The organism is Stutzerimonas stutzeri (assembly GCF_000935215.1).
In the GTDB taxonomy this organism is placed as follows: Bacteria; Pseudomonadota; Gammaproteobacteria; order Pseudomonadales; family Pseudomonadaceae; genus Stutzerimonas.
In genome coordinates this window covers 1-13100 of record NZ_JXXD01000392.1, presented here as the reverse complement: position 1 = coordinate 13100, position 13100 = coordinate 1, and the positions used below count along the sequence as shown (strand labels likewise).

Sequence of the window (13100 nt, the reverse complement as noted above, 5' to 3'; positions counted from 1 at the left end):
ACCGCCTTGCTGCCGCTAAACCTACTTTTTCAACAGAATCGGCCGAAAGCAGCCCGCCGCTTACGGCAGCTTTCGGCCAAATGCTGCCCCACCGTACCAAGCGGATCTGTGCCTACTGCGTTCAGGGCGAATCTATGACTACTACATCTGAAAGCTGGCGAGTTGTATGCCAAGACCCAGGGGATGGCAGCGGAGACGTCATCGTTGAGCTTCCATCAGAGCTACTTAAGCACTCAGACGGAGTTTGGGTGATGAGCTGTCAGTTGAGGCGGGAGAGGAAAACATTTGCTTGAAACTCCAGCAACGAGCTGATGGCGCCTCGTCATAGCAATCCAAACAATGTCTGATTGTGGTTGACTGCTTTCGCTCCAAAACGGCGGCTAGCGGCCAAAAGCTGCCTGTCGTTGAGTGCAATTTTTGACTCATGGCTGCCAGCAACGGCAGCAGTTAAAATGCTCAGAGACGATCACTCAACGAGCAATAGACCTAGTTTGTTCGACCGAGCTAGATTAGTAAAAGCTCTTTCACTTTTTGCTTGATTTCAGCAGGGCTTTCTTCAAATCCGTATTTACCGGCATTATCTTTAGAAGAGTTATATCCCAAGAAATAACCATTGTATTGAAAGTAGTTAGTGTCAATTTTTCGCCTGCTTGGCTTGCCTTTTTCCAGCATATCCAGAAGCGTTTTTAAGTGTGAGCGTGTTAGCCAGAATTTTAGAAGTAATCCGCTCCCTAGCACTTCAGTGCCGATCATTGGAGCTGCTTGAAAGCCCAAGGCCTAGCTCAGGGCTAGTCGTCTACACCAGTTCCGCTATGTATGCTGAAGGGGGCCCAACCACTCTACCTGACCAGCAACCTCAAGCGCTTCGGCGAATTCAACCTCAAGCTAAACCGGCCACCGGAGCCCTGGATCAAGGACTCGGTGTTCCAACAAGCTGCCGGCTCGCTGCGGGTGATCAGACCTAGCCAGCTAGATACCGAGAAAACGCCATGATCAACATTCCTCCCGCATCCTTCCGCCTTACACCGTACGGCGAAGTGGACGCCGTGGCGTTGGAAAACCTGCGCGACAGCTTCGACACCTCTCAACTGCTCCGGCTGGTTGATCGCTTGGACGTCTGCTTGGTGGAACTGGGTGGAATCACCTCCATTCGCGACGAGCTACTGAGATTGCATGCGATGGCTCTGACGATAGTTGAGGGCATCGCTCTTACGGTGCCTGCCGAGAGTGCTTGTATCTGGACAGAAGCCCAATCTCTACAGATGGATCTTGAGGCACTGGTTTCTTGGGCGCGCTCCGCTCAGCTCATCATTGCGCCGCTGATCAATCTTGCTCCACAGCACGAGGCATGAGCGCTCTCGCCGATTTCGACGAGGCTCAACTGTTTCTGACCATGGCTGGAATCGCCCGTAAGTAGATCAATTCACCAATCAGTTCTACGAGTGTCTGAGTAATCACAGCCGCCGCGGCCAGCGCGCGAATGGACTCCGGGAGCGCTAGGGCCAGGGGAAGCACTACAAGCGAGTTGCGAGTGCCTGAGCTAAAGGCCACTGCCCGTGCGGCAGAAGCCTCCAAGCCAAATAGCCGGGAGCTGAGTACGCCGAGGGCCGGAGCGAGTAGTAGAAACGCTCCGTATACCGGAAGCAACGGCGCCAGGATGTCGAGTTGGTACACGACAGCCGCGATCTGCGAACCCACCACCACGATTAGAACCAGGGCCATTGCAGGCACTGGCAGCCAGGCCCAACCTGCGCTCCATGCGCGAAGCAGCAGAGATCGGCGTCCGCCAAATTCGGTGAGCACAGCCGCTACCAAGGGTAGGACGATCAGTAACAGGAAGGCTTCTGCGAAGGGCCACAGCTCGATCACTGTGCCGGCTTCGGGGCCAAGGATTAGCCGCAAGTAGAGGGGCAGCAGCAGAAGCTGGAGCAACAGCAGCAATGGCGTCGCCGCGAGCACCAGACGAGAGTCCCCTTTGCCCAGGTGGGTGAAGACCACCACGTAATCGATACAAGGCGTCAGCAGGACAAGCAGCGCGCCGACCAACAAGGCCTTGTTCGATGAGAGCGGCCACGTCACCAGCCACACCATCAATGGCACCAATAGGAAGTTGGCCAGCAACAGGGCACCGACGAAGCGGTGGTTGGCAAAAGCTTCTCGCAGCTCCAAAAAAGGAATCTGCAGAAACATGGCATACATCAGCACGGCAATCGCCGGTGTGATGGCCATGGCCGTCAGTCCGGTGAATTGCGCAGAGCTCAAACCTGCAATGGCAGCGGCCACCACCGCCGCGAAATAAAATGCTATCTGGTGTTCTTCCAGCCAGTCCCGCGACATCTGATATCTTCCCTTGTTGCGCAAGGGCGACATTCTCCCACTGGCATCGGATTTAACCCAGCGTTGAGGCTGGTTGCTTTTCGCTTTGCCGTTGGGCGAAGTCCGCAACGGTCCTAACAAGTCCTGCCGATAAGAGGATGCATGATGTTTCGAAATAACTGGATGGCGGGTCTGAGGCAAGTGCTCGCCATCGCCAGGAGTTAACCGCAATGAATCCTCAACCTCCAAGCATGACCTGGAATCTGCTGCTGCTAACCTGGCTGGTCGCACTGGTATCGACGCTGTCCGCGCTGTTCATTGGTGAGGTGATGGGCCAGGCACCCTGCGTGTTGTGCTGGTTCCAGCGTGCCTTCATGTTTCCGCTGGCGGTGATCCTGGCCATCGCCTGCTACCGCTCGGATTTTACAGTCTGGCGTTATGCCCTACCGCTGACCGTTATCGGTGCGGCGCTGGCATTTGTTCACACGCTGCTCTATGCCGGGCTGATTCCACAGCCGATCCAGCCCTGCACGGCCACCGGTCCATCCTGCTCAGGCGCCGGAATGACCCTCTTCGGCGTGGTGCCCCTGCCGGCACTCGCCTTGTTCGCCTTTATCCTGATCGCCATCCTGCTCATTCTCATCCGTCGGAGAACCACCCCATGAATCGCCGTTCCGTGGTCCTGATCATCAGTGTCGTGATCCTGGCCGTCTTTGCTGCCGCCGCATTCTTCTATTCCCCCTCGCAGTCGCCTCAACAGGCCCAGGCTCCCGGTTCGACCGCCCAAGAGACCGGGACACAACCCAAACAGAACGGCGGCCAGTTGGTTCGCTTCCACTCACCAGTGTTCGGCCCGGCGCAAGCGCCAGTGACCATCGTCGAATTCTTTGACCCTTCCTGCGAGGCATGCCGCGCCTTCCACCCCTATGTGAAGCAGATCCTCGCCGAGAACCCGGAAGACGTGCGTTTGGTGCTGCGCTATGTACTGTTCCATCAAGGCTCCGAAGAGGTGGCGCGAATGCTGGAGGCGGCGCGTAAGCAAAATCTCCATGAACAAGTGTTGGGGGCTGTGCTGGAAGCCCAACCCGGTTGGCACGACGACCCCAAGGTAACGCAGGCATGGGCTGCTGCAGAGCGCGTCGGTTTGAACTTGGAACAGGCCCGCCAGGACATGCATACGCCTGGCGTCAACGCCGTGCTGGAAACGGACATGCAGGACGTTAAAGCCGTTGGGGTTCGTGGCACGCCGACTTTTTTTGTCAATGGTCGTGCGCTCAGCGAGTTTGGCCCGGAGCCGCTGCGCCAGTTGGTGAACAGCGAAGTGGCCAAGGCACGAGAATGACACTATGAGCGCGCTGGAAAACCGCGTGCCACCGCTGCTCGTGGCCGGCCTGATCGCTGTGCTGATGGGTTTGTCGGGAACCAAATTGCCGGGTTTCGAACTGGCATGGACCGCGCGCCTGACCTTCGCTTTGCCAATACTGCTCCTGGGGCTCGGCGTGTGCCTCGCCGGCGTCCTGTCGTTTCGCCGCGCGCGTACTACGGTTAATCCATTGCAGCCGCAGCAGGCTTCTGCATTAGTGGAGGCTGGCATCTACCGGTACAGCCGCAACCCCATGTACTTAGGCTTTGCCATTATCCTGGCGGCTTGGGCGCTGGTCTTGGCCTCGCCTCTAACCCTGCTTGGCGTAGTTGCTTTCGTGCTGTACATGAACCGTTTCCAGATCCCAGCCGAAGAGTGGGCGCTGGAAACATTGTTCGGCGAATCATTTGCCCGCTACCGTGCACGAGTCCGCCGCTGGCTCTGAGCGTCCGCGGCGGTAGCGACTGGCGGGGCTTGCTCGTCGCGGCAGCCTGCCGAAGGTGCCACGACCTAGCCTGATCTCCTCGTGACGAGCTGCTTTGGCCACATGCCGCTAGCATGTCTCTGGTCGAAGACATAGCGCCAACGAGTGATGTCGCAAGTTCACTCCGTTGATATCGAGATAACTGTCTAGCAACAGCGTTGAGCGCAAAGCAGGCTTATGCTTCGCTGCGATGACTGTCGGCCTGCCTGGTGTCGATACAAACACTGCCGTCTAGCTCCATTTCAAGTGTCGAGTGGCTGACTTTGAATTGCTCATGAAGTACTCGTTTTAAATCAGTCTTTACTCGTTCAATATCGGGCAGGCTAGCCTTCTTGATGACAACATGTGCTTCCAGTGCGATTGTATGCTCAGCGATTTCCCATACGTGTACGTGGTGAACACTCACAACGTCGTTTACATGTTCCATGATATTGATTATGTCGGCGATGGAAACTCCTTCTGGCGCGCCCTCCATCAACAAGTGAATGGTTTTAGGTAGCATGCTAAAGCCCTGCCATAGCACGTAACCAGCAATCATCAGCGTCAGGACAGTATCTGTCCAATACCAGCCATACAGGAGGATCAATGTTCCGGCAATAATAACGCCGACGGAGGCCAACGCATCCGACACGTTGTGCAAGAATGCCGCCTTTATATTCATGCTATTCTTAGACATTGTGTAGGTGAGCAAGGCCGTAGCGATATCTACAATCAAGGCTATTCCCGCCACCACGACCACTGTCCATCCTTCAATGGGCTGTGGGGAAAAAAACCGACCTATAGCTTCGTAGATGAGGTAGAGACCAACGATAATCAGCGTGACCAAGTTAATCAAAGCCGCTATGGTTTCACTGCGTCGGTAGCCAAAGGTTTTAAAAGCATCTGGCGGTTTGCGGCCGATCTTACGTGCGATGAGCGCAATAACCAGTGATGCAGCATCGCTCAAGTTGTGTAGTGCATCCGCTATGAGCGATAAGCTCCCAGAAAGTATCCCGCCAACAACTTGTGCCAGAGTTAGTGCAGTATTAACGCCAATAGCTGCGATTAAACGCTTATCACCCATGGCTTCGGTGTTATGGTTATGTTCGTGAGCCATATTTTTACCGCTCCTTAAAAACTAGCGTAAGAAAAATAGGGGAGCCAAACGACCGCCCATAAGAGATAATAAAAATACTAGCGCCTATACCATCTGGCCCTCCAAGCCACACTGACAGAAAATGCGACCACTCTCAAGCGAGTTCGTGCATTATCGTCTGAAACTTGCCGATAACTGGCCGATCCCTCTCAAACGTTAAACGACGTTGCTCGCTAATGATAGATGATGCGGCGTCAATCCGAAGATGACAAAATTGTAATCTTCCAATCATTCTTTTCGTAGGATAGGCCCTTGCAGATTGGTGCGCCTCGGTGCTGACATGACGAAGCAAGGCGCTCATGTCACCGCGCAATGGAAGCATTACATTTCAATAATGTAATGCTTGGCTCATGCTGCTGTTAACTTCAATCACGCAAAATTCATTCGAACCTGCAGGGCTCAGCGAGAAAGCTCAGCAAGCCACCTTTGAATTTAGCGAGGACTGCCCTATGAATCTGTTGAAAGCTATTGTTGTTGGTTTGGTAATCTGCGGCTCCGCATTGTCTTATGCAGAAGATGGTTACGACCGCTCAATTAAATTTAATGAAAAATTCCGAGCAGATCAAAAACGAATTCACGGAACCGAATCCGCCAAACGAAAAATAGACGAATTACAGATTAAGGATACCCGCCAAGATCAGAACAATACGGAAAGCAAGAAAGAAACCAAAGCTGACTAACCGCTTCATATCTGAACGATATTCGCCTCCTGCAGCTTCCAATCTCCTTTGGAAGCAGTTGCACTCTAAGCGCCCTTCGGGGCGCTTTTTTGTTTCCATAACTTGCCCGCAACATCGCTACCAGCGAATCGCCCGGAATTTATATAAGCCGTTTCGTTTAAGTCAGGCCGCCATTGCCTGATCTGTTGTTATTAGCCTTCGCAAGGATCATGTCCGAGTGAGCTGAACAGACGCTGTGGCGTACAGCGCACCCATGTCTGGGTCGCTATCTCAAAGGCCTCACGGTTCGCCCATGATTGACGGTGTCAGCTCGGCCTTGCACAGCCCGCTGATCGTTCCAGCCAGGGCTTTGTCGTAGCTATCGCCCTTTGCTGCCGACCGGGGCAGGTCAGTCGCTGTTTGCATAATCCTTCGTCAGCTCACCGTGGGTGAAAGCCATCAGGTCAAGGACGCGTATGTAGCGAAAGTCATACGCACTAAGCGCTGAGCAATTTTTTATTTACCGCTTAGATGCATCAGACTGCGCCACAAAGGCTGTGCTGTCCGCTGCGCCGCTAATGAAACTGCGCTCCGATAATTAACGCGCCCCGTTCTCGCTAGCTAGCAAGAACGGGGCGTTGTGTGCCGCCATCCAATCTCTAGCTTGTTCTGTCAGCGGCCAACGCGATTTCTTGCTCCTCCAATTCGTCTTCGCGTCGATGAGCCATCTGGTAGAGCAACGGCAAAACTAATAGCGTTAGCACCGTTGAGGAGAGAATCCCCCCGATCACCACCGTCGCAAGGGGGCGCTGTACCTCTGCACCGGTACCCACATTCAAGGCCATCGGAACGAACCCGAGTGAAGCCACCAAGGCTGTCATCAATACCGGCCGTAGCCGGGTCAGAGCGCCCTCGCGGATCGCGGTGCCCAGAGGTAAACCTTGCTCCCGTAGGCTACGGATGAAGGAGATCATTACCAGGCCATTTAGAACGGCGACGCCAGACAGAGCAATAAAGCCAACTCCTGCTGAAATGGACAATGGGATATCTCTCAGCCACAGCGCAACAATGCCTCCGGTGAGCGCAAATGGAATCCCTGTAAACACCAACAAGCCGTCTTTGACATTGTTGAACATCATGAAAAGCAGAATGAAGACCAGGAGCAGCGCCACGGGGACGACAATCTGCAGCCGCTTCGTTGCCGATTCAAGCTGCTCAAAGGTACCGCCCCAGTCGATCCAATAACCTGCCGGGATATCTACCTGGGCCTGGATTTTCTGTTCTGCCTCAGATACGAATGATCCAATGTCACGACCACGGACGTTTGCACTGACGACAATTCGCCGTTTCCCTTCTTCTCTACTGATCTGATTCGGACCGGGGGCCAAATCCAGGGTGGCCACCTCGCCGAGGGGGATATAACTTATGGTGCTGTTTAATTCCCTTGGAAGGGCAATTGGAAGCCGCTCAATTGCGGCGAGATCGCTGCGTATCTCGTCCGGTAAACGAACCACGATATCGAAACGCCGATCTCCTTGAAACAAGGTGCCTGCCTCTCGGCCACCGATAGCTACTGCAACCGCTTGCTGCACGGTATCTAGACTCAGGCCGTATCGTGCGATCTGATCGCGATCGATATCAATCGTGAGCATGGGAAGGCCAGTCGTCTGCTCGACCGTAACCTCTGAAGCGCCTGGTACTTGTCCTAGCACCTCGGATACTTCCGCCGCCGTGCTGTTAAGAACGTCCATGTCATCACCATAGATTTTCACGGCTACCGCGGCACGAACACCGGAAATCAACTCGTTGAAACGCAGCTGAATAGGCTGGGAAAACTCGTAGTTATTGCCCGGTAACTCAGCGGCGGATGCTTGGACCTCGCTTAAGAGTTCGTCGCGCGACTTGCCTGGATCCGGCCACTGCTCTTGTGGCTTCAGCATGACGTACCCGTCAGAGATGTTTGGAGGCATGGCATCGGATGCCACCTCCGCAGTGCCTGTGCGCGCAAAAATCCGCTCGATCTCCGGAAACTCATCCATGAGCTTTCGCTCCAGCTGCTGCTGCATCTCGACAGACTGACTAAGGCTGGTAGCCGGTACACGAAGGGCTTGGATAGCGAAGTCCCCCTCGTTGAGGCTAGGCACGAATTCACTGCCCATACGTGCCCCTACGAGGCCGGAAAGTACAACTGCAACAACGGCAAAGGTGAGCACTACTGGCTTGTTGGACATCACCGCATCGAATGCAGGTGCGTAGGCCCGTTTAGCATTGCGGATTAGAAAGTTTTCCTTCTCTGTAACACGCTTGCCGATAAAGAGCGCAACGGCTGCCGGGACGAACGTCACCGAGAGAATCATCGCCCCGAATAGCGCTGTCACTACGGTAAACGCCATGGGCGTGAACATCTTACCTTCTACCCCTGTAAGGGCGAATATCGGCAGATATACGATCATAATGATCAGCTGCCCATAGAGTAGAGGCCGACGCACTTCCTTTGCCGCAGCGAACACTTCATGAAGCCGTTCGGACAGCGTTAATGCCCGCCCGTGATGGGACTGAGCGTGAGCAAGTCGACGCACGCAGTTCTCAACAATCACCACGGCACCATCGATAATGATGCCGAAATCCAATGCGCCTAAGCTCATCAGGTTGGCGCTGACCTCGTTGGCTACCATGCCGGTGAACGTAAAGAGCATCGCCAGCGGTATAACAAGTGCGGTTAGGATCGCCGCACGGATATTGCCCAAGAAGAGAAAAAGTATAACCACAACAAGAATGGCACCCTCAGTGAGGTTCTTCTTAACGGTGGATATAGCTTTGTCTACGAGTACAGTTCGATCGTAGACAGTAATCGCCTTTACGCCCTCTGGAAGCGAAAGGTTTATCTCTTTCATCTTGTCATCGACAGCCCTAGAAACTACCCGGCTATTTTCACCGATAAGCATGAAAGCCGTACCTAGAACCACTTCGCGGCCATTCTCGGTGGCTGCGCCAGTGCGGAGCTCCTTTCCAACCTCGACCGTCGCAACGTCGCGGATACGCACTGGGGTACCGTCAACGTTGCTAATAAGGGTATCGCGGATGTCCTCCACAGACTGCATTTGTCCTGGAGCGCGAACAAGATACTGCTCGCCGCGCTTTTCAATATATCCGGCACCTAGATTGTTATTGTTTTGCTCAACCGCCTCGATCAAATCTTGTAGTGTTAGTCCAAACGACCGCAAAGTGTCTGGGTTGGGGGCGATCTGATATTCCTTTGCATATCCTCCGATCGTATTGATCTCAGTAACACCAGGTACATTTCGGACTTGCGGTTTGATGATCCAATCTTGAATCTCACGCAAGTCAGCAGGGGTATACGGCGTACCGTCCGATTTGGTGGCACCTTCCTCAGCTTCAACCGTCCAAAAATAGATTTCGCCAAGCCCAGTGGAAATAGGGCCAAGTGTTGGAGTGACGCCATCTGGGAGCTGATCTTTGGCCCCTCCCAGGCGCTCGTTCACAAGTTGGCGGGCAAAATAGATGTCAGTGCCTTCCTCAAAAATAACTGTGATCTGAGAAAGTCCATATCGAGACAAGGATCGTGTCTGCTCGAGCTTGGGCAGCCCAGCCATTACCGTCTCGAGCGGGTAGGTAATACGCTGCTCCACTTCCAGCGGGGAATAACCTGGCGCCGCAGTGTTGATTTGCACCTGTACGTTGGTGATATCCGGGACAGCATCGATAGGCAGCTTTTGGTAGCTGTAAGCTCCTAACGCTGCCATGCCAAGCACGGCTAGCATAACCAACCAGCGATGCTCGATAGAAAAACGAATGATACGTTCGAACACGATTCTATAACTCCGTATCAGTGAGCATGCGAGGCGCTGGCTTTGCCAAGCTCGGACTTGATGATGAAGCTGTTATCCAAGGCATAGCGCGCTCCGGCCTGGAGGCCTTCCTTGATTTCGACCGCTTCACTATCGCTGCGACCAGTCACGATTGGCTGAGCAGCAAAGCCATGGTCGGTCCGTACAAACACCACCGGATTATCTTCCAACGTGTGGATCGCATCGGGCTTGACTGCAACCGGCACGGACACTCCGCCAGAGCCTACCCGCACTTTGACGAACAGGCCGGGACGCCAAACACCTTCCGGGTTCGGAAGCGTGACCCGGGCGGTAGCGGCGCGGCTTTGCTGACCAACAAGTGAGCCGACATAAGAAACGGTGCCATTGGCACTGGACTCGAATGCTGTGGCTTCGATAACCGCGTTGCTGCCGACTCGTACCGCGCTGAGTGCATTGGCAGGAACGCTGATATCTGCCCAAACGGTAGAGAGATCGGAAATGATGAATATCTGGTCGTCGGTATTGACTGACTCACCGAGCGTGATGTCCTTCTCAACGATCATCCCATCGAACGGCGCCCTGAGTTCGTAGCGGCTCAATGCGTCTGGCTTGCCAGCATCACTACCAAGCGCTTGTAGCTGTGCTTTTGCATTCGCAACCGTCAGCTCTGCTTCCCGTAGAGCCTGTTGTGCCTGTAAATAATCCTGTTCTGCAGAAATACGCTCTTCCCACAGCTCCTTTTCGCGTCGATAGGTTTTCTGAGCCAATGCAAGACGTTTTTGTGCCGCGTAGAACTCGCTTCTACGTTCCGACAGGTCGGTACTCGCGATCACAGCAAGCACTTGCCCCTGTTTCACCTGTTCGCCCAAATCGACTTTGACCGCTTCAACGACACCTGAGAGACGAGGCACAACTTGCGCTGTACGATCCTGGTTAAACGTAATTTCACCTGGCAGCTCGATTGCGCTTTGTATCTTTGCGGGCTCAGCAGTTGCCAGTGAAATGCCGGCGGCTAGGATTTGTGTCTCTGAGAGTTCTACCTCTGCTGTTTCAGTGTGCTCCGCTCCCTCGGGCTCATCTTCATGCTCATCTTTCTCTGCCGCACCGACCTCGTGATCGCTATCGGCGCCTCCTTCATCATGTCCATGATCTCCTTCGGCTTCAGCATCCTCATCCGAATGCCCTTCATCCTCCTGCTCCGATGCGTCACCATGCTCGCTATGTGCGTCGCCCGCTTCGGGCACAGCTGGACTACTGCGAAGAAGCAATCCGCCAAGCACAAGTGCCACGCTTAATATGACGACGATCCAAAAAATCTGCTTCTTGTGAACAGCCAAGGAAGATGTGTTCGATTTACTTGTCATATGGATTCCTTATGGCTGAGTGGCCGAGGTGATAACGGCCGACCCATCGCCGACAATTCGCGAGATTTCTGCCGCCGCCTGGTTAGCTTGTGAGAGCGCAGACAGATACTGAGAGCGGGCTTGGAAAAGCGAGCGTTGAGCATCCAGTACGTCAAGGAAGGTGAACTTTCCTAGTTCAAACCCCTTGCTGGCAGCTTCATAAGCGCTCTGGGCACTGGGGAGCATGTCGTTGCGCAACAGTTCAAACTGCTGCCGAGCAGTGCGCAGCCGCATGTGCGCTTGGGAAAGTTCGCTTTTCAGGCGTATATGGACGGCGTTAAGCTCGTCCTGCGCCTGGTAGGCCCGTTCCTGTGCTGCTCCGATGTTGCCTTGGTTTCGATCAAACAACGGCAGGGGCATCGAGATACTCACCAGTCCCAGCGTGCCGTTATATTCATCTGAGCGTTGGGCACCTACGCTAACCGTCACGTTAGAAAAGCGATTCGTCCTTTCCAGCTCCAACGCAGCCCGACGTCTTTCAGCCTCCCGACGCGCGCGGGTTAGTTGGGCGGAATCGTTCAAACGGCTATAAAGCTCAGCTAGCTCGGGAAGAGGAGGCACTGCCTCTACCGGCTCTTTTACTCGCTCAAAGCGTGGCTGTGGATTTCCCCAGTTGGCCGCCAGCCGAGTGCGCGCAGCTTCGAGTTCAGCTGTGGCCTGGGCAAGCTCTACTTGCACTCCAGTAGCCGCAACCCGCGCCCGGGTTTCCTCTACGGGAGAGACCATGCCGGCCCTCACACGCCGATTGGCCACGTTCACTGCTTGCTTCGCAAGCTTTGAAGCAGCCTGAGCGAGCTCCAGCCGTTCTTGCGCAATAAGCACATCGTAGTATGCGCCCATCACTGCCCCCCTCAGTCGAGCTTGGGCGTCCTGTAGGTCGGCGGCCGCTACGTCCATGGCGCGTTGCGCTGCCTCAATACGAGCCGAACGTTTACCACCCAGCTCTATTTCTTGGCTCAGCTCAAGCGTCGTCTCGGGGGCATCACCTCGGATTCCCTCCTGGCTAGCGGACAATATTGGATTCGGACGTGCTCCTGCTTGGCTAATCAATGCGCGAGAAGCAGCCAGCTCACGTCTTGCAGCAGCAAGTTCAGGGCTTGCAGAGGTAGCGAGCTCCAAAGCGCGTAGAAAGCTTATGGAGCCGGCAGGCTCAACGGGGAAGGTATTTGACACACCGACAGGCAGGGTCTGTGTGAAGGTCGGCAACTCTAAAGGCTGCGCAGAGGCGAGGTTGCACGACAACATCGTCAACCCCAGCGGTAAAAGAACTTTTCGCACCGAAATCTCCTAGAAAAGGGAAGGTTCGGTGAGACGTCAGATACAGATAAATGGCGTCCTACTGGTTAATCTGGCGTCTCACCGGCTTTGCACCGATGCGCCAATTAGGTTTCTCAGGACGCCCCGCTTCAGCCGATGCGTAGCTAGCAGAAGAAAACGGTTTCAAGCTTATTGATAATACCGAACCGGGAGAAATCCCTTTCCTTATAAGCGGCTTGATATGGTCGCCATGAAAGACACAGTCTCCATCCAGACTGATTTTTTTTGCGGCTTTTGACGATCCTTCCTCGTCAGCACCCAGAGACTCGTGCGAATGTTCGTGATGTCCAAGATGATTTGCTGCCGAACCATCCTCATGTCTGCAGCTCGTGCTAACAACTGCCCATGATGATTGCAATGGGAACAGGGCTAGCAACAACAGCAGAACTATTTTTCTCATCCAAGGCAAAACGATGACTTCCTGGTTTAGATGTCGAATCCAATCATAGAGCTACCCCCGCCAAGACGCGGAACACAGCGCCGCTACTGCGACAGTGATTCGTCCTGGGTTTAGGACACAATACACGAAAGCGTTGGCGGCGGCAACAACTGAGTGCAACACCTGACCTTTCCGGTACGGTGCTGCCCCTATG

Annotated in this window: 13 protein-coding genes; 6 read left to right on the top strand and 7 right to left on the bottom strand. The window is 54.4% G+C overall.

Annotated features, from left to right (window positions below):
- Positions 1-504: 504 nt before the first annotated feature.
- On the bottom strand, positions 505-753 hold the full coding sequence (locus tag LO50_RS24885) for a hypothetical protein (protein ID WP_101153433.1): 249 nt from the start codon (positions 751-753) through the stop codon (positions 505-507).
- 63 nt (positions 754-816) lie between these two features.
- Here LO50_RS24885 and LO50_RS25005 point away from each other — a divergent pair, with 63 nt between their 5' ends.
- Together LO50_RS25005 and tnpC are read left to right on the top strand one after the other, a co-directional pair.
- Positions 817-993 (top strand): hypothetical protein, encoded by a 177-nt coding sequence (locus LO50_RS25005; protein ID WP_003292677.1) that lies wholly within the window; start codon positions 817-819, stop codon positions 991-993.
- Positions 990-1352 carry a Tn3 family transposase post-transcriptional regulator TnpC gene (gene tnpC / locus LO50_RS23745; protein WP_003292676.1) on the top strand — a complete coding sequence of 121 codons (363 nt, stop codon included), beginning with the start codon at positions 990-992 and terminating at the stop codon, positions 1350-1352. Before LO50_RS25005 ends, tnpC begins: the two co-directional genes overlap by 4 nt.
- Before the next feature lie 25 nt (positions 1353-1377).
- Here tnpC and LO50_RS23740 read toward each other — a convergent pair whose 3' ends face one another.
- Positions 1378-2337: an arsenic resistance protein gene (locus LO50_RS23740; protein ID WP_044316584.1), complete on the bottom strand. Its 960-nt coding sequence runs from the start codon at positions 2335-2337 to the stop codon at positions 1378-1380.
- A 209-nt stretch (positions 2338-2546) separates the two neighbouring features.
- On the opposite strand from LO50_RS23740, the gene LO50_RS23735 reads away from it, so the two are divergent.
- From LO50_RS23735 to LO50_RS23725, 3 genes are read left to right on the top strand one after another with little or no spacing between them, the layout of a single operon-like run.
- Entirely contained in the window at positions 2547-2981 is a 435-nt protein-coding gene (locus LO50_RS23735) for a disulfide bond formation protein B (protein WP_173425615.1), read from the top strand.
- Positions 2978-3658, top strand: coding sequence for a DsbA family protein (locus LO50_RS23730; protein ID WP_044316583.1), 681 nt, complete (start codon positions 2978-2980; stop codon positions 3656-3658). The genes LO50_RS23735 and LO50_RS23730 overlap by 4 nt, the downstream gene beginning before the upstream one ends.
- 4 nt (positions 3659-3662) lie before the next feature.
- Positions 3663-4124 carry a methyltransferase family protein gene (locus tag LO50_RS23725; RefSeq protein ID WP_003292672.1) on the top strand — a complete coding sequence of 154 codons (462 nt, stop codon included), beginning with the start codon at positions 3663-3665 and terminating at the stop codon, positions 4122-4124.
- 214 nt (positions 4125-4338) lie between these two features.
- Here LO50_RS23725 and LO50_RS23720 read toward each other — a convergent pair whose 3' ends face one another.
- Positions 4339-5259, bottom strand: a complete 921-nt coding sequence (locus LO50_RS23720; protein WP_003292671.1) for a cation diffusion facilitator family transporter — start codon at positions 5257-5259, stop codon at positions 4339-4341.
- 389 nt (positions 5260-5648) lie between these two features.
- Here LO50_RS23720 and LO50_RS25040 point away from each other — a divergent pair, with 389 nt between their 5' ends.
- Positions 5649-5978, top strand: a complete 330-nt coding sequence (locus tag LO50_RS25040) for a hypothetical protein (RefSeq protein WP_023444715.1) — start codon at positions 5649-5651, stop codon at positions 5976-5978.
- 279 nt (positions 5979-6257) lie between these two features.
- Here LO50_RS25040 and LO50_RS24880 read toward each other — a convergent pair whose 3' ends face one another.
- From LO50_RS24880 to LO50_RS23700, 4 genes are all read right to left on the bottom strand, one after another.
- Positions 6258-6383, bottom strand: a complete 126-nt coding sequence (locus LO50_RS24880; RefSeq protein WP_023444716.1) for a hypothetical protein — start codon at positions 6381-6383, stop codon at positions 6258-6260.
- Positions 6384-6616: 233 nt separating this feature from the next.
- Positions 6617-9787: an efflux RND transporter permease subunit gene (locus LO50_RS23710; protein WP_044316582.1), complete on the bottom strand. Its 3171-nt coding sequence runs from the start codon at positions 9785-9787 to the stop codon at positions 6617-6619.
- Positions 9788-9804: 17 nt separating this feature from the next.
- Positions 9805-11151, bottom strand: coding sequence for an efflux RND transporter periplasmic adaptor subunit (locus LO50_RS24545; protein ID WP_044316581.1), 1347 nt, complete (start codon positions 11149-11151; stop codon positions 9805-9807).
- A gap of 9 nt (positions 11152-11160) precedes the next feature.
- A complete protein-coding gene (locus tag LO50_RS23700) occupies positions 11161-12468 on the bottom strand; it encodes a TolC family protein (RefSeq protein WP_044316580.1) in 1308 nt (435 codons plus the stop codon).
- Between the last annotated feature and the right edge of the window lie 632 nt (positions 12469-13100).

What these genes read in the sequence shown, in the direction of transcription:
- LO50_RS24885 (WP_101153433.1), bottom strand. Translation starts at nt 753, where the DNA reads ATGATCGGCACTGAAGTGCTAGGGAGCGGATTACTTCTAAAATTCTGG.
- LO50_RS25005 (WP_003292677.1), top strand. Translation starts at nt 817, where the DNA reads ATGCTGAAGGGGGCCCAACCACTCTACCTGACCAGCAACCTCAAGCGC.
- tnpC (WP_003292676.1), top strand. Translation starts at nt 990, where the DNA reads ATGATCAACATTCCTCCCGCATCCTTCCGCCTTACACCGTACGGCGAA.
- LO50_RS23740 (WP_044316584.1), bottom strand. Translation starts at nt 2,337, where the DNA reads ATGTCGCGGGACTGGCTGGAAGAACACCAGATAGCATTTTATTTCGCG.
- LO50_RS23735 (WP_173425615.1), top strand. Translation starts at nt 2,547, where the DNA reads ATGAATCCTCAACCTCCAAGCATGACCTGGAATCTGCTGCTGCTAACC.
- LO50_RS23730 (WP_044316583.1), top strand. Translation starts at nt 2,978, where the DNA reads ATGAATCGCCGTTCCGTGGTCCTGATCATCAGTGTCGTGATCCTGGCC.
- LO50_RS23725 (WP_003292672.1), top strand. Translation starts at nt 3,663, where the DNA reads ATGAGCGCGCTGGAAAACCGCGTGCCACCGCTGCTCGTGGCCGGCCTG.
- LO50_RS23720 (WP_003292671.1), bottom strand. Translation starts at nt 5,259, where the DNA reads ATGGCTCACGAACATAACCATAACACCGAAGCCATGGGTGATAAGCGT.
- LO50_RS25040 (WP_023444715.1), top strand. Translation starts at nt 5,649, where the DNA reads ATGCTGCTGTTAACTTCAATCACGCAAAATTCATTCGAACCTGCAGGG.
- LO50_RS24880 (WP_023444716.1), bottom strand. Translation starts at nt 6,383, where the DNA reads ATGCAAACAGCGACTGACCTGCCCCGGTCGGCAGCAAAGGGCGATAGC.
- LO50_RS24545 (WP_044316581.1), bottom strand. Translation starts at nt 11,151, where the DNA reads ATGACAAGTAAATCGAACACATCTTCCTTGGCTGTTCACAAGAAGCAG.